A 14,957-nucleotide genomic window follows, 5' to 3' on the forward strand; every position below is an offset into this window, starting at 1 on the left:
TGGCGAGGGAGCTTGCTCCCGCTGGGCTGCGAAGCGGCCCCAAAAAGCCAGGGAGCGCTACGCACTCCAGCGCGAGCAAGCTCGCTCGCCACAACAAGCGCGTTCCAATAGGGCGGGGTGTCAGCCTTTCCAAACCTGTGGGTTCACCAGGTCCTGCGGGCGCTGGCCGAGCAGGGCGCTGCGCAGGTTGTCGAGCGCGCGGTTGGCCATGGCTTCGCGGGTTTCATGGGTCGCCGAACCGATATGCGGCAGCGTCACCGCATTGCTCAACTGGAACAGGGGCGACTCGGCCAGCGGTTCCTTTTCATACACATCCAGCCCGGCGCCACGAATGCGCTGGGTCTGCAGGGCCTGGATCAGCGCGGGCTCGTCCACTACCGGGCCACGGGAGATGTTGATCAGGATCGCACTGGACTTCATCAGTGCCAGTTCGCGGCTGCTGATCAGGTGACGGGTCTTGTCGCTTAGCGGCACCACCAGGCAAACGAAATCCGCCTCGGCCAGCAGCTGGTCCAGGCTGCGAAACTGTGCGCCCAGCTCTTGTTCCAGCGCGCTCTTGCGGCTGTTGCCGCTGTACAGGATCGGCATATTGAAGCCCAGGCGCCCACGCCGGGCCACGGCCGCGCCGATATTGCCCATGCCGACGATGCCCAGGGTCTTGCCGTGCACATCGCAGCCAAACAACGGGGCGCCAACGCTGGCTTTCCACTGGCCGGCCTTGGTCCAGGCGTCCAGTTCGGCCACGCGGCGTGCGCTGCTCATCAACAGGGCGAAGGCCAGGTCGGCGGTGCTCTCGGTGAGCACGTCAGGGGTATTGGTGAGCATGATCCCGCGCTCGTTGAAGTAGGCGACATCGTAGTTGTCGTAGCCCACCGACACACTGGAGACCACCTCCAGCTGGCGCGCGCCTTCAAGCTGTTCGCGGCCCAGCTTGCGGCCCACGCCGATCAGACCATGGGCGTGGGGCAGGGCTTCGTTGAATTGGGCGTTGATGTCCCCCTGCTTGGGGTTGGGCGCAATCACCTCGAAATCCTGTTGCAGGCGTTCGATCATTGGCGGGGTGACACGGCTGAAGGCAAGGACAGTCTTTTTCATGGCAGGCGGGCTCATCGACTACGGAAGAATGCCAAGCAACCTAACATATTGTCAGGACCCCGTTGAACCCATGTGGGAGGGCAAGCTCCCTCCCACAAGGTTCTTTATCGTCTGCCAGGAATCAGTTCGCCAAACGCGCACCGCTCAGGGTGCCGCTCAACTCGTATGCCACCAATTCCGCTTGATGCGCCGCGAGAATCTCCGGCAACGAACCGCGCAAGTATTCCACCCAGGTCTTGATCTTCGCATCCAGGTATTGGCGCGACGGGTAGATGGCGTACAGGTTCAGCTCCTGGGAACGGTAGTTGGGCATTACCCGCACCAGCGTGCCGTTACGCAACCCTTCTATCGCGGCATACACCGGCAGCAGGCCGACGCCCATGCCGCTGGTGATCGCGGTTTTCATGGCGTCGGCCGAATTGACCAAAAACGGCGAGCTGTTCACCGCAACGCTTTCCTGGCCTTCGGGCCCGTTGAAGGTCCATTTATCCAGCTGGATCACCGGGCTGACCAGGCGCAGGCAGGCGTGATTGAGCAAATCCTGGGGGCGTTGTGCGCAGCCCTTGGCTTTGACGTATTCCGGCGAGGCGCAGGCGATGCTGTAGGTGATGCCCAGGCGCTGCGAGACGAAACCGGAATCGGGCAGTTCGCTGGCCAGCACGATGGACACGTCATAGCCCTCATCGAGCAGGTCCGGCACGCGGTTGGCGAGCGTCAGGTCGAAGGTCACGTCGGGGTGGGTGCGGCGGTAGCGGGCAATCGCGTCGATCACGAAGTGCTGGCCGATACCGGTCATGGTGTGCACTTTCAATTGCCCGGCGGGACGCGCATGGGCGTCGCTGGCTTCCGCCTCGGCTTCCTCGACGTAGGCGAGGATCTGCTCGCAGCGCAGTAAATAGCGCTTACCGGCCTCGGTCAGCGCGATGCGGCGAGTGGTGCGGTTGAGCAAGCGGGTTTGCAGGTGGGCCTCAAGGTTCGAGACCGCGCGCGAGACGTTGGCGGTGGTGGTGTCCAGCTGCGCGGCGGCGGCGGTGAAGCTGCCGGCCTCTGCAACGCAACTGAACGCGCGCATGTTTTGCAAAGTGTCCATGGGGTGTTCTCAAGGGAGATGGCAAATTGTGACAGAAAGTTGCGCCGTCCAGTGATCCCTACCAACGGATTATCGCCTTAACGGTAACAAAGATTCACAGGAATGACAGCTTATCGGCGCCCATCGCGGGCCCTAGAATTGCGCCACCTCTCCCCGTAACACCCTCTCAGGAATTCGTCAGCGTGCCGCGTCGCATCAGCAGAGAGCTGAAGACTCTCAGTGTTTGGGCCTTTACGCTCGCCATCAGCGGCTGTATCGGAACCGCAGGAATCGGCCCCCAGGGCCAATCCTTGAATGCCAACGAGCTGGCCACGGACGAAGCGATCCAGAACGCCGCCAGCGACGCCCACTGGCCCACCGCCCGATGGTGGCAGGCCTACGGCGATCCGCAACTGAACCGCTGGGTCGAACTTGCCACGCAAAACAGTCCGAGTATGGCCATGGCCGCCGCACGGGTGCGTGAAGCGCGCGCCATGGCCGGGGTGGCGGAGTCTGCCGAGTCCCTGCAGATCGACAGCGACACCACCCTCAAACGCCACAACTGGCCGAAGGATCAGTTCTACGGCCCCGGCGAATTGAGCGGTGCGAACACCTGGGATAACAATTCATCCCTGGGCTTGAGTTATGCACTCGACCTGTGGGGCCGCGAAAGCAACGCCACCGAGCGTGCCGTCGACCTGGCTCATATGAACGTCGCCCAAGCGCGCCAGGCCCAGCTCGAGCTGCAGAACAACGTGGTGCGTGCCTATATTCAGTTGTCGCTGCATTACGCCGATCGTGACATCGTCGCGGCCACCTTGGCCCAGCAACAGCAGATGCTGGATCTGGCCAACAAACGCCTGGACGCCGGGATCGGCACGCACTTCGACGTCAGCCAGGCCGAGACCCCGCTGCCGGAAACCCATCGTCAGTTGGACGCGCTCGATGAGGAAATCGCCCTGAGCCGCAACCAGCTGGCGGCGTTGGCCGGCAAAGGCCCGGGCGAGGGCGCCCGGTTGCGGCGCCCCAGCCTGTCGCTGGCCGCTGCGTTGAAATTACCCTCGAACTTACCCGCGCAATTGCTCGGCCAGCGTCCGGATGTGGTCGCCAGCCGCTGGCAGGTGGCGGCGCAGGCGCGCGGCATCGACGTCGCCCATGCGGGCTTCTACCCCAACGTCGACCTGGTCGGCAGCCTCGGTTTCATGGCCACCGGTGGCGGCATGCTGGAATTCCTGGCGGGCAGCAAATTCAATTACAACGTCGGCCCGGCCATCACCCTGCCGATCTTCGACGGCGGGCGTCTGCGGGCGCAGCTGGGGCAAGCCAGCGCCGGTTACGACGTGGCCGTGGCGCATTACAACCAGACCCTGGTCAATGCGCTCAAGGGCATCAGTGACCAGTTGATCCGTCGCGAATCCATGGACAAGCAGGCGGTGTTTGCCGCGCAATCGGTGGCGTCGGCGCAGAAAACCTACGACATCGCGACCATCGCCTATCAACGCGGCCTCACCGACTACCTCAATGTGCTGAACGCCCAGACCCTGCTGTTTCACCAGCAGCAGATAGCCCAACACATACAGGCCGCACGCCTGAGTGCCCACGCCGAGCTGGTGACTGCCCTGGGCGGTGGCCTCGACGCCGGCGACGATGTACCGCACACCGACAAAATTCTTCCCGGCAAGCCCCCTGCGGTGCTGGCCGTGTTCGATCACTGAGTAGATGGCCATGACTTCCTTGTCTGCTCCCCTGCGCTGGCTGCACGGCCTTGAATGGCGCCGTGGTTTTTTTGACTGGGCGCGCAGCGATGGCGTGACCTGGGTATATATCTTCAAGGTGCTGCTCGCCGCGTTCCTCACGCTGTGGCTGGCGATGCGCCTGGAACTGCCGCAGCCGCGCACCGCGATGATCACCGTATTTATCGTGATGCAACCGCAGAGCGGCCAAGTATTCGCCAAGAGTTTTTACCGCTTTCTCGGCACTTTAGCCGGGTCGGCGGTGATGGTGTTGCTGATCGCGTTGTTTGCGCAGAACACCGAACTGTTCCTCGGCGCCCTGGCCATCTGGGTGGGTATCTGCACCGCCGGTGCCACGCGTAACCGTAACTTTCGCGCCTACGGGTTCGTGCTTGCCGGCTACACGGCGGCGATGGTCGGCTTGCCGGCGCTGGCCCACCCTGACGGCGCCTTTATGGCCGCGGTGTGGCGCGTGCTGGAAATTTCCCTGGGCATTCTCTGCTCGACGCTGGTCAGCGCCGCGATCCTGCCGCAGACCTCCAGCGCGGCGATGCGCAATGCGCTGTATCAACGCTTTGGCGTGTTCGCATTGTTCGTCACCGACGGTCTGCGCGGTCGCAGTCAGCGTGAAGGGTTCGAAAGCACCAATGTGCGCTTTATCGCCGAGGCAGTGGGCTTGGAGGGCTTGCGCAGCGTTACGGTGTTCGAGGACCCGCACATGCGCCGGCGCAACGGCCGGCTCAATCGCCTCAACAGCGAGTTCATGAGCATCACCACGCGCTTCAACGCCTTGCACCAGTTGCTGGCGCGGTTGCGCGCCGACGCAGCCGATCACGTGGTCGCGGCGATCAAGCCCGGTCTGCAGGACCTGGCTGAAGTGCTCGACGGGTTTTCCGGCCAGGCGCTGACCAGCCCCGACGCGGCGCGGTTGGTCAACTTGCTCAGTGTCTATAAGGACAGCTTGCCTGCCAAGGTGCGCAGCCTGCGCGCCGGCTTCCAGCAAAGCGCCCCCACCGAAGCCGAACAGCTGGATTTTCATACCGCCTACGAGCTGCTGTACCGCTTCGTCGACGACCTGCACAACTATGCGCAAACCCATGCGTCCCTGGCCGAACACCGCCACGCGCGGGAAGACTGGGACCAGGCCTATACGCCGAAAACCAACTGGCTGGCCTGCGCCGCCGCCGGGATACGCGCCTCGTTCATCCTGGTCGTCCTCGGCAGTTATTGGGTAGCCACGGCCTGGCCCAGCGGCGCCACCATGACCTTGATCGCGGCCGCCACCGTCGGCCTGTCCGCCGCCACGCCCAATCCCAAGCGCATGGCTTTCCAGATGGCCTGCGGCACCATGATCGGTGCGCTGGTAGGCTTCGTCGAAATGTTTTTCGTGTTTCCCTTGATCGATGGCTTCGCGCTGCTGTGCGTGATGCTGGCGCCGGTGATCATTTTCGGCGCCTTTCTCGCCTCACGCCCGCAGTACGCCGGGGTCGGCGTGGGCTTGCTGATCTTCTTCAGCACCGGCTCGGTGCCGGATAACCTGACGCTCTACAACCCTTACAGCTTTATCAACGACTACATCGCCATGGTCATCGGCATGCTGGTGTGCGCGGCGGCCGGGGCAATCATCCTGCCGCCCAATAGCCGCTGGCTGTGGCGTCGCCTCGAGCAAGACCTGCGCGAGCAAGTGGTGTACGCGATCAGCGGCAAGCTCAAGGGCCTGGCGTCGAGTTTCGAAAGCCGCACCCGTGACCTGCTGCATCAGGCCTATGGCCTCGCCGCCGGCCAGCCGCAGGTGCAACGCGAGCTGCTGCGCTGGATGTTCGTGGTGCTGGAGGTCGGCCACGCGATCATCGAACTGCGCAAGGAACAGGCGATCCTGCCGGTGCACCCGGCGTACGCCGAATCCCAGCCCTGGCGCCAGGCGATCCGTGTGATGGGGCGCTCGCTGGTACGGCTGTTCCTGCAGCCCAGCGCCAGCAACCTGGAGCGCGGGCTGATCGCCGTCGACCATGCGATCAGCCGCGTGCAGGCCACCGATGAACCCTTCGCGCCGCACTTCGACACCTCGGCCCTGCGCCGCGTGAAAAGCTACCTGCACTTTATCCGCACCTCGTTGCTCGACCCGCAATCGCCGTTGGCGACTCTAAAAGGCACCACGCAAGGAGCCATGAATGCCTCGTGAAATCGCCTTCCACGGCCTCTACATGCCGAGCATGACCTTGATGTTCCTGATCGCGGCTGTGCTGGCCTGGGCCCTGGACCGTTTCCTGGCCGGGTTCGACCTGTACCGGTTTTTCTGGCACCCGGCGTTGCTGCGCCTGAGCCTGTTCGTTTGCCTGTTCGGCGCCCTGGCGCTGAGCGTCTACCGTTGAGAATGCCCCGATGAAAAAGTTTTTCAGCCTGCTCGCGACCCTGCTGGTGCTGGCGTTGGCGATCTGGATTGGCCGCACGTTGTGGGTGCATTACATGGAAACGCCGTGGACCCGCGACGGCCGCGTGCGGGCCGATATCATCAACGTCGCTGCCGACGTTACCGGCGAAGTGGTGGACGTGCCGGTACGCGACAACCAGTTGGTAAAGAAAGGCGACCTGCTGATGCAGATCGACCCCGAGCACTACCGCATCGCGGTCAAGCAAGCGCAGTCGCTGGTTGCGTCGCGCAAAGCCACCTGGGAAATGCGCAAGCTCAACGCCCATCGCCGCGCCGACCTCGACGCCCTGGTGATCTCCCGGGAAAACCGCGACGACGCCAGCAACATTGCCGATTCGGCCCTGGCTGATTACCAGCACGCGCTGGCGCAACTGGAAGCGGCTGAACTCAATTTGAAACGCACCCACGTCGTGGCGGCGGTGGACGGCTACGTCACCAACCTCAACGTGCACCGCGGCGACTATGCGCGCATCGGTGAGGCGAAGATGGCCGTGGTGGATATGAACTCGTTCTGGGTTTATGGCTTCTTCGAAGAAACCAAGCTGCCCCACGTGAAGGTCGGCGACACAGCCGACCTGCAATTGATGAGCGGCGAAACGCTCAAGGGCCATGTGGAAAGCATCTCCCGAGGTATCTACGACCGCGACAACCCCGAGAGCCGCGAGCTGATCGCCGATGTGAACCCTACGTTCAACTGGGTGAGGCTGGCCCAGCGCGTGCCGGTGCGGATTCACATTGATGAAGTGCCGGAAGGCGTGCTGCTGGCGGCGGGCATCACCTGCACCGTGATCGTCAATCCAGCACAGAACTAAAATGTGGGAGGGGGCTTGCCCCCGATAGCGGTAATTCAGTCATGGATTCAGTGACTGGCACTCCGCTATCGGGAGCAAGCCCCCTCCCACATTCTTTAATCGAGTCAGGCCTTGATAAAGGTTTCATGCAGATGGCGCCACAACAGCGCACCACTGGCCTGCTTCTCGAACACCACCGTCGCCCGTCGATCCGTCCGCGTACCGCTGTCATCCACCTGATGTTCGCGATAAGTCACCGTGGCACCGCGTGCATGCCGGTCAATCCCGGTCATTTCACTCAAGGTGATTTTCAAACCTGGGCGCATGCCACCCAGGCGCGTGAACAGAGCATTCACCCCGGCTGCGTTGACGCGCGTGCCAGTGGCGGGTGCGACCATGCTGAATTCGGGGGAGAAGCGCGCGAGCAGACTCTGCAGGGTACCTTCGGGCGCGACGCCGGCAAACCATTGCTCGATTTCGACGTGGGTCTGGATCACTTCTTCGAAAAAGTCGCTGTAGTCGATCATTTATAAACTCCCATTCAAACCAAAGCGTTTCTTCAACACGGTTTCCAGTAATCCTTTGGGCAGCAGGGCTGCCATTAACGGCAATGCCCGGCTGCCATTGCCCGCACGCAGCAGGCGTGGCGGTGTCGGCTGTTGCGCGGCTTTGAGTACTTTGGCGGCAAATTGGTCGGCCGAAGTCGGCTTGTCCTGCGAGGCCTGGGAGCGCGCACGAATGCCCTCGCGCAACGGCCACCACGGCGACTGTTCATTGATCAAAAGCTCGGCCTGGGCCCCGGCATTCTTTGCAAAGTGTGTATCAATCGCACCGGGTTGAACCTCCATGACGCGCACGCCAAACGGCGCCAGCTCCATGCGCAGGGCGTCGCTCAGGGCATGTACGGCGGCTTTCGACGCGCAGTAGGCCCCGGCGAAGGGTGTGACCAGCACGCCGGAGACGCTGCCGATATTGATGACCAGGCCTCTGCCGCGCCGCAGGGCGGGAAACAGCGCCTGCGTCACGCCGACGATGGAAAACACGTTGGTCTCGAACTGGCGTTGCATCGCCTCGGTGCCGCCATCGAGCAGCGGGCCCATGGCGCCGTAGCCGGCGTTGTTAACCAGCACATCGAGCTCGCTCAGTTGTTCGGCCAGGCGCTGCAAGGCGCCAGGGTCGTTGACGTCCAGCTGCACAGCGTTGAAGCCGGCGGCGGCTAGGGCGGCGACATCGTCTGTGCGGCGGGCGCTGGCCCACACCGCGTAGCCTGCGGCCTTGAAGGCATCGGCCAGGGCGCGGCCGATGCCGCTGGAGCAACCGGTGATCAGTACGTTGGGCATGGGGCAATCCTTTCTAGTCCGAGAAACTGCCTTGCAGGTGCTCGGCACGAAATTCCAGGGTTTGTGGGCGGTAGCCGGGGCGTAACGGCGGGACGGGCAGGCAGTCGTCCCAGGTGGCGCCGGCCTGCAGCTCGCCGGGGCCACGATAGCGCGGGGCCGCGTACACGTTGTCGGCCAGGTTTACGGTGTCGCCGGGTGCGTAGGCGGCGATACGCCAGCGCAGTTCGGTCAGCGGTACATCGTTGCCGTTGTTCAGCGTCAGCTTCAATGGGCGGTCGGCAGGGCATTCCTGCGCAGCGTAGCTGACGCGCAGTTCCAGGCGGGCCAGTTGCGCCGCTTCGCGGTTGTCGAGCCAGACCACCCAGACTGCCACCAAACCCAGGCCGACGGCAGCGGCCAGCGACACCGGCAGGGCCTTGGCCGGATAGCGCAGCAGCAGGACCAGCCAGGTGATGATCAGCAACACACCAAAGAACATACACACAACCTCGCACAGGGATAAAACATCCTACTCGTGGGGCGGGCCGATTGCCTATGGTGCAGCGCTGCTTTCCCTCGTGCGCAGGTATCTATTCCCTCTGATGCAGGAACTGCATCGCTCTCTTTTGCCACGAAGTCTTTACAAGGAATGACCTTGAAAGCCAGGAAGGTGCCAAACCGTAGATTCATGAATTCAGGTGCTTTTATGACCGTCTCAAATATCGCCACACCCGTATTGACCTCCCTCAGCGCACCTATGGCGCCGGTACCGCCCGCAGCGTCGGCAGCAGTCAGTCAAGCGCCCAATCCAGAGGTCGGCTCAACATCATTGCCGCGTATGCAGAACCTGGGGCTGACGAGCTTGCGGCAGACTGTTATGCAAGGTATCAGCGACCAACTCAGTTCATACGTTTCCCCTAGGCTTTCGATGAACTCGGAACAAACCAAAGGGGCTGCCTTGACGCTAGCTGGGGGGATGGCAAAAGTGCTTGGACAGAGCATGACGAAATCAGGTGGTGCAAGCTCCAAAGCGGTGGGTACGGCTTTGATATGGGGAGGCAAAACGGCTGAAAAAATTGGCAAAGGCACTTACAAAGAGGCTGGCAAGGATCACGGGGCGGGTAATTACAATGCCTTTGCCCCGCGGAACTGGGCCAAGTAGCCTTGTTGGCCTGCTATTGAGCTGCGGGCCTGCGACGCCGTGAGACTTTCATTGCACTAAAAAGCCCCCGCCTGACCGGCTGCGGATAGGGGACGCAGCCGGCTGGGCGGGGGCTTTCTGTACGACTCCTTTATTGCGCGATAGTTTTCACCGAAACACCACGTTCAATCGGCGTCGAGCGGCCGTAGATATCTTCGAACCGCTCAATATCGTCTTCGCCCAGGTAGCTGCCCGATTGCACTTCGATGATCTCCAACGGGATCTTGCCCGGGTTGCGCAGGCGGTGCACCGAGGCAATCGGGATGTAAGTGGACTGGTTCTCGCACAGCAGGAACACGTTGTCGTCACAGGTGACTTCAGCGGTGCCGCTGACCACGATCCAGTGTTCGGCGCGGTGGTGGTGCATCTGCAGTGACAGGCAGGCGCCCGGCTTGACCGAGATGTGCTTGACCTGGAACCGCCCGCCCATATCCACCGAATCGTAGGAGCCCCACGGACGATACACTTCGCAGTGGTTCTGGGTTTCGCTGCGCCCCTGCTCATTGAGGGTGTTGACCATCTGCTTGACGCCCTGGACCTTGTCCTTATGGGCAATCATCATCGCGTCCTTGGTTTCCACCACCACGATGTTGTCCAGGCCGATCACCGAGACCAGCTTGCCGTTGCCATGCACCATGCAGTTGCGGCTGTCCTGGATGACCACATCACCCTTGCTCACGTTGCCGTTGGCGTCTTTATCGTTGACCGCCCACAGCGAGGCCCAGCAACCGACGTCGCTCCAGCCGGCGCTCAGTGGCACCACACAGGCGCGTTGGGTTTTTTCCATCACGGCGTAGTCGATGGAGTTGTCCGGGCAGCAGGCGAAGGTGGCTTCATCGAACGTCACGGTGTCGGTGGTCTGCTCGCTGCGCTCCAGGGTCAGGACGCAGGTGTCGTAGATGTCCGGATCGTGCTTTTTCAGCTCTTCCAGGAAGCGGCTGGCGCGGAACAGGAACATGCCGCTGTTCCAGAAGTAGCCACCGCTTTTGACGAACTCGACCGCGCGTTTTTCATCGGGTTTTTCCACGAACTGCTGTACGCGGCTCACGCCTTCGGGCAGCAGCGAATCGTTGGTGGACTTGATGTAGCCGTAGCCGGTTTCCGGGCGCGTGGCCGGTACGCCGAACAGCACCATTTCGCCGCGCTCGGCCGCCACGGTGGCCAGGGCCAGGGCGCGTTGCAGGGCTTTCTGGTCGTCGATGACGTGGTCGGCGGGCAGCACCAGCATCAACTCGTCACGGCCTTCATTGACCAGCATCATCGCGGTCAAGGCCACGGCCGGCGCGGTGTTGCGGCCGAACGGTTCCATCAGGATGCGTTGGCATTCGAGTTTGCGCGCGCTCAACTGCTCGTTGACGATGAAGCGGTGATCCTTGTTGCAGACCACGATCGGTGAGTCCATGCCTTCGAACACCAGGCGCTCCAGGGTTTGCTGGAACAGCGTGTGCTCGCCGGTCAGGGCCAGGAATTGTTTTGGGAACTGTTTACGGGAAAGCGGCCAAAGACGTGAGCCGCTACCACCGGAAAGGATTACTGGGATCATGTGTTTCTCCTTGAATCAATTTGGGTCAGAGCTACGAAGGTTTGTCGTTTCACTCTTGTTTTTGTCTCGTGTCCGGGCCGGCGCCTCGATCCCTGTAGGAGCGAGCTTGCTCGCGAAAAACCTGAGAGCACCGCGATAAACCAGAGGCGCTGCGTCATCGTTGATGTTCTTCGCGGGCAAGCCCGCTCCTACAGTAGATTGCGTTCAGTCCGGGAAATAATCAGCGGGTCGACACCGGGCGTTTCACCCAGACCGGCGACAGGCTCGAACCCGAACCGGTGACGTAAAGCACCGCTGCTTCACCGCGCTCCAACGCAACCGGCTTCACATCGCCGACTTTCTTGTCACCGTCATACAACGCCAGGCTCACCTTCACCGGGTTGATTTCACGTTCGCCACGGCCTTTGGCGGCTACCGACTTGACCACGTCAGTCTTGCCATCGGCGGTTTTCAGGGTCAGGGCCTTGTCGCTGAGGTTCTGCACGCGAACCAGGGACTTCTGCTTGTTCTTGAACGGCGGCTCTTCGATCAGTTGCGGCTGGCCGCTGCTGTTGTTGACCAAGGTGTAGTAGTGATCGGCCGCAAGCTTGACCGGTACGGTCTGGCTGCCGACCTTGGCGCTGTAGTCACCACCGGGCATGAAGCTGAAGTCGCTGCTGGCCAACGGCGCGACGTCGCTGAGGTTGGTGCTGCCAACGGTGGCGCTGACTTCCTGGTTGCTGGCGTTGTAGATGCGCACGAAGCTCGAACCTTTTGGCGCGGTAGGGCCGTAGAGCGCGGCGTCACCACCGGCGAAGGCAGACATCGATACGAAGCTCAGGCCGGCAGCGATAGCCAGGGTCTTGGCGAGACGACGAGGAGTTGTAGTGAAAGTCATGTGAGTTACCTCTCTTTCAGTTTTGCGCCCGGTCGGGCGTCTCGGATTTCTGATTTTTAAAAGCGGGGGTGTTCTGTGCCATGTTTTGTTGGCGCGAACCGGCTTGTTTAAGTTGCGCAACCCATGATGGGTCGGCATCACCGATTTCGTTGTTGACGGGCAGATAGCGTTCAGGGAACTCCCAGATCAGCACCTGCGGCGGGCTGTTCTTGAAGTCATCACTTTTCAGGTAGCTGAGCATCGGCAGGATCGGGCCGTGGCCGTCTTCGGCGTAGCTGACCACGTCGCTGCCCAGGGCTTGCTTGAGGGCGCCGACGAAGTTCCAGTTGGGGTTGGCGCTGTAGCTGGTGCCGACCAGTGCCACCGGGGTTTGGCTGTCGCTGAACAGCGCGTCGTCGCCCTGGGTTTGGGCCAGGTGCGTCACGCGTTTTTCCAGCGGCTCTTTAGGCGGCATCAGGTTTTCGAACAGCGGGTCCAGCGGCAGGAACAGACGCAGGTCGCCTTTATGCGGCTCGGTCTTTTCCGCTTCGGTAACAAAGCGCTGCGGCTCACCGTTGAGCGGAGTTTTATCGGCAATCGCCTTGGCCAATTGCTTGGCGGCGATTTCGGCACCGTCCGGTGTCCAGTGGGTGTCGGTGCGCAGGAACACTTGCTTGCCGCCCAGCTTGGCCTGTTGCAGCGGGCCGAGCAGGTCCGGGGCGATGATCTTGTCCGCCGCGACACGGGCGTGGAAGTCCTGGTACAGGTTGGCGTGGATGCTCGCCGGTTTCACTTCACCCAGGTGCTCCGGATACAGGCGCACCTTGGCCGGCACGATCGCCATCACCAGCTGGATGCCCTGGGCCTTGAGCTTCTGGCGCACGCCTTCGACCAGCGCGTAATTGCCCTGCAGGTTCTGGTCTTCGTTGACGGCAGGGTTGAACTCCTCGTCGCTGTACAACCAATGATCGCGGCCCAGCACTACGCCAGGGCGGCCTTCATTGAACAGCTTGTAGTCCAGCGCTGCCCACAGGTTGGTGCCCAGGCGCTTGATCGGGAACTCGTCGTCGTAATGGGTCTCGACGGCTTTGGTCCAGCGACCGTTGAGCACGGTGGCATCGGCATTGGTGCTGAAGCCGAAGAAACTGCGCAGCGACCAGGCGCCCAGTGCCAACAGCACCACCAGGAACAGGCCGATATAGAGGACGCGTAATGAACGGGTCATGGTCGGCTCCCTCAGAATTGGAAGTAAAGGAACGGCGAGAAACTCTGCGCCGACAGTTTCAGGATCGACGCCACGAACAGCAGCAGCACGGCGGCGCGCATGGCGTAGCGTGGCCAGTCAGCGGTCCAGTAGGCCGGTTGCACGGCGGCGTCACGGCCCACCGTGAAGCCAGGCTCGTGGATGCTGCCGGGGTTGTCGCCCGGTACGGCCTTGATCAGGCTCGGATCGCTCGGCTTGGTCTTGTCGGCAGGGCGATTGCGGTAGAAATCGCGCAGGCCGAAGAACGCCAGCGTTGCGTAGGCCACCACCAGGGTCGCCACTTGCAGGCCGGTGAGGCTGGCGCGGTTGAGTTCCGACAGCGACCATTCGCCAAAGCTGAACATCGCACCGTACATACGCCCGGCGACGTGCAGGTTTTCCGCGCGGAAGATCACCCAGCCCATCACCACCAGCAGGAAGGTGAAGGCCCAGCGCAACACATTGAAGCTGCGCGGCGCGGTGTTGAGGCCGATGGCTTTTTCAATCGCCAGCCACATGCCGTGCCAGGCACCCCACACGATGTAGGTGATGTTGGCGCCGTGCCACAGGCCACCGAGCAGCATGGTCAGGAACAGGTTGCGATAGGTGGTCAGCGTACCTTTGCGGTTGCCGCCCAGGGTGATGTACAGGTAATCGCGCAACCAGGTCGACAGGCTGATGTGCCAGCGCCGCCAGAACTCGGTGATCGACTGGCTGATGTACGGCTGCTTGAAGTTTTCCATGAAGCGGAAACCCATCATCAGGCCCAGGCCGATGGCCATGTCGCTGTAGCCGGAGAAGTCGAAATACAACTGTGCGGTGTAGGCCAGCGCACCGAGCCAGGCATCCCCCGTAGTTGGGTTTTGCAAGGCGAAGCAGTGATCCGCGACTACCGCCAGGGTGTCGGCGATAAACACCTTCTTGATGAAACCCTGCATGAACCGCGTGCAGCCCTCGGAGAACTTGTCGAGGGTGTGGGTGCGGTTGTTGAACTGGTCGGCCAGGTCGCGAAAACGCAACACGGGGCCGGCGATCAGGTGCGGGAAGATCGCCACGAACGCCGCGAAGTCGATCAGGTTGCGTGTCGCCGGGGTATCGCCACGGTACACGTCGATGATGTAGCTGATGGACTCGAAGATGTAGAACGAGATACCAATCGGCAACAGTACGTGGGTGAGAATGAACGGCTCCAGGCCCATCGACTTCATCATCACGTTGATGCTGTCGACGCCGAAGTTGGCGTACTTGAAGTAGCCGAGGATGCACAGGTCGACTGCCACGCCGAGCAACAGCCAGCGTTGGGCCGGTTTGGTGCGCACGCCGGCGGCGCCGACCTTGAGGCCGATCCAGTAATTCCACAGGGTCACTGCGGCGAACAAAGCCAGGAAGTCCACTCGCCACCAGGCGTAGAACACATAGCTGGCAATCAGCAGCAGCAGGTTGCGATAGCGTTGCCCGCTCAAGTAGTACAAGCCGAGAAAGATCGGCAAGAACAGAAACAGGAACACATTGGACGAGAAAACCATCCCGATCTCTCCATGTTTAACCAACAGTCAAGGGCCAGAGCCCCCCCAAACCCCCCCACGATTTCGGGGGAGGCTTTGATCGTTCCCACGCTCTGCGTGGGAATGCCTCTTGTGACGCTCAGCGTCACGCTTTGGGACGCAGAGCGTCCC

At 62.0% G+C, this 14,957-nt stretch carries 14 protein-coding genes; 5 read left to right on the forward strand and 9 right to left on the reverse strand.

All coding sequences use genetic code 11. From position 1 onward, the window contains the following. Positions 1-120 precede the first annotated feature (120 nt). Positions 121-1,095: a D-glycerate dehydrogenase gene (locus C4J91_RS05295; protein WP_124361374.1), complete on the reverse strand. Its 975-nt coding sequence runs from the start codon at positions 1,093-1,095 to the stop codon at positions 121-123. Positions 1,096-1,216: 121 nt separating this feature from the next. Then, positions 1,217-2,185, reverse strand: a complete 969-nt coding sequence (locus C4J91_RS05300) for a LysR family transcriptional regulator (protein ID WP_124361375.1) — start codon at positions 2,183-2,185, stop codon at positions 1,217-1,219. A gap of 182 nt (positions 2,186-2,367) precedes the next feature. Between C4J91_RS05300 and C4J91_RS05305 the strand changes: the two genes are divergently transcribed. The 4 genes from C4J91_RS05305 to C4J91_RS05320 are packed head-to-tail and all read left to right on the forward strand — an operon-like array spanning position 2,368 to position 7,140. Next, complete coding sequence (locus C4J91_RS05305) at positions 2,368-3,879, forward strand: efflux transporter outer membrane subunit (RefSeq protein ID WP_124361376.1); 1,512 nt, start codon at positions 2,368-2,370, stop codon at positions 3,877-3,879. A gap of 10 nt (positions 3,880-3,889) precedes the next feature. After that, entirely contained in the window at positions 3,890-6,079 is a 2,190-nt protein-coding gene (locus C4J91_RS05310; protein WP_124361377.1) for an FUSC family protein, read from the forward strand. Then, positions 6,069-6,269 carry a DUF1656 domain-containing protein gene (locus C4J91_RS05315; RefSeq protein ID WP_124361378.1) on the forward strand — a complete coding sequence of 67 codons (201 nt, stop codon included), beginning with the start codon at positions 6,069-6,071 and terminating at the stop codon, positions 6,267-6,269. The genes C4J91_RS05310 and C4J91_RS05315 overlap by 11 nt, the downstream gene beginning before the upstream one ends. A gap of 10 nt (positions 6,270-6,279) precedes the next feature. Next, on the forward strand, positions 6,280-7,140 hold the full coding sequence (locus C4J91_RS05320; protein WP_124361379.1) for an HlyD family secretion protein: 861 nt from the start codon (positions 6,280-6,282) through the stop codon (positions 7,138-7,140). A 104-nt stretch (positions 7,141-7,244) separates the two neighbouring features. On the opposite strand, the gene C4J91_RS05325 is transcribed toward C4J91_RS05320, so the two are convergent. The 3 genes from C4J91_RS05325 to C4J91_RS05335 are packed head-to-tail and all read right to left on the reverse strand — an operon-like array spanning position 7,245 to position 8,937. Further along, positions 7,245-7,646 (reverse strand): DUF4440 domain-containing protein, encoded by a 402-nt coding sequence (locus tag C4J91_RS05325; protein WP_124361380.1) that lies wholly within the window; start codon positions 7,644-7,646, stop codon positions 7,245-7,247. Further along, complete coding sequence (locus C4J91_RS05330) at positions 7,647-8,459, reverse strand: SDR family oxidoreductase (RefSeq protein ID WP_124361381.1); 813 nt, start codon at positions 8,457-8,459, stop codon at positions 7,647-7,649. It lies immediately after the preceding gene. Between the two features lie 13 nt (positions 8,460-8,472). Further along, positions 8,473-8,937, reverse strand: a complete 465-nt coding sequence (locus tag C4J91_RS05335) for a multidrug transporter (RefSeq protein WP_124361382.1) — start codon at positions 8,935-8,937, stop codon at positions 8,473-8,475. Positions 8,938-9,144: 207 nt separating this feature from the next. Between C4J91_RS05335 and C4J91_RS05340 the strand changes: the two genes are divergently transcribed. Next, a complete protein-coding gene (locus tag C4J91_RS05340; protein ID WP_124361383.1) occupies positions 9,145-9,600 on the forward strand; it encodes a hypothetical protein in 456 nt (151 codons plus the stop codon). Between the two features lie 130 nt (positions 9,601-9,730). Here C4J91_RS05340 and C4J91_RS05345 read toward each other — a convergent pair whose 3' ends face one another. The 4 genes from C4J91_RS05345 to C4J91_RS05365 all read right to left on the reverse strand — a co-directional run bounded on the left by C4J91_RS05345 (position 9,731) and on the right by C4J91_RS05365 (position 14,807). Continuing rightward, on the reverse strand, positions 9,731-11,182 hold the full coding sequence (locus C4J91_RS05345) for a mannose-1-phosphate guanylyltransferase/mannose-6-phosphate isomerase (RefSeq protein ID WP_124361384.1): 1,452 nt from the start codon (positions 11,180-11,182) through the stop codon (positions 9,731-9,733). Between the two features lie 220 nt (positions 11,183-11,402). Beyond that, positions 11,403-12,059, reverse strand: coding sequence for an alginate O-acetyltransferase AlgF (locus tag C4J91_RS05355; protein WP_043049782.1), 657 nt, complete (start codon positions 12,057-12,059; stop codon positions 11,403-11,405). A gap of 16 nt (positions 12,060-12,075) precedes the next feature. Continuing rightward, the gene (locus C4J91_RS05360) at positions 12,076-13,263 is read right to left on the reverse strand and encodes an alginate O-acetyltransferase (protein ID WP_124361385.1); all 1,188 of its coding nucleotides are present in this window, start codon (positions 13,261-13,263) and stop codon (positions 12,076-12,078) included. Between the two features lie 11 nt (positions 13,264-13,274). Continuing rightward, positions 13,275-14,807, reverse strand: a complete 1,533-nt coding sequence (locus C4J91_RS05365) for an MBOAT family protein (protein ID WP_124361386.1) — start codon at positions 14,805-14,807, stop codon at positions 13,275-13,277. Positions 14,808-14,957 lie beyond the last annotated feature (150 nt).

The organism is Pseudomonas sp. R3-52-08 (assembly GCF_003851745.1).
Lineage (GTDB): Bacteria > Pseudomonadota > Gammaproteobacteria > Pseudomonadales > Pseudomonadaceae > Aquipseudomonas.

Coding starts and splice junctions, on each gene's coding strand:
- C4J91_RS05345 (WP_124361384.1), bottom strand. CDS start 11,182: ATGATCCCAGTAATCCTTTCCGGTGGTAGCGGCTCACGTCTTTGGCCG.
- C4J91_RS05340 (WP_124361383.1), top strand. CDS start 9,145: ATGACCGTCTCAAATATCGCCACACCCGTATTGACCTCCCTCAGCGCA.
- C4J91_RS05330 (WP_124361381.1), bottom strand. CDS start 8,459: ATGCCCAACGTACTGATCACCGGTTGCTCCAGCGGCATCGGCCGCGCC.
- C4J91_RS05360 (WP_124361385.1), bottom strand. CDS start 13,263: ATGACCCGTTCATTACGCGTCCTCTATATCGGCCTGTTCCTGGTGGTG.
- C4J91_RS05325 (WP_124361380.1), bottom strand. CDS start 7,646: ATGATCGACTACAGCGACTTTTTCGAAGAAGTGATCCAGACCCACGTC.
- C4J91_RS05365 (WP_124361386.1), bottom strand. CDS start 14,807: ATGGTTTTCTCGTCCAATGTGTTCCTGTTTCTGTTCTTGCCGATCTTT.
- C4J91_RS05295 (WP_124361374.1), bottom strand. CDS start 1,095: ATGAAAAAGACTGTCCTTGCCTTCAGCCGTGTCACCCCGCCAATGATC.
- C4J91_RS05355 (WP_043049782.1), bottom strand. CDS start 12,059: ATGACTTTCACTACAACTCCTCGTCGTCTCGCCAAGACCCTGGCTATC.
- C4J91_RS05320 (WP_124361379.1), top strand. CDS start 6,280: ATGAAAAAGTTTTTCAGCCTGCTCGCGACCCTGCTGGTGCTGGCGTTG.
- C4J91_RS05335 (WP_124361382.1), bottom strand. CDS start 8,937: ATGTTCTTTGGTGTGTTGCTGATCATCACCTGGCTGGTCCTGCTGCTG.
- C4J91_RS05300 (WP_124361375.1), bottom strand. CDS start 2,185: ATGGACACTTTGCAAAACATGCGCGCGTTCAGTTGCGTTGCAGAGGCC.
- C4J91_RS05315 (WP_124361378.1), top strand. CDS start 6,069: ATGCCTCGTGAAATCGCCTTCCACGGCCTCTACATGCCGAGCATGACC.
- C4J91_RS05310 (WP_124361377.1), top strand. CDS start 3,890: ATGACTTCCTTGTCTGCTCCCCTGCGCTGGCTGCACGGCCTTGAATGG.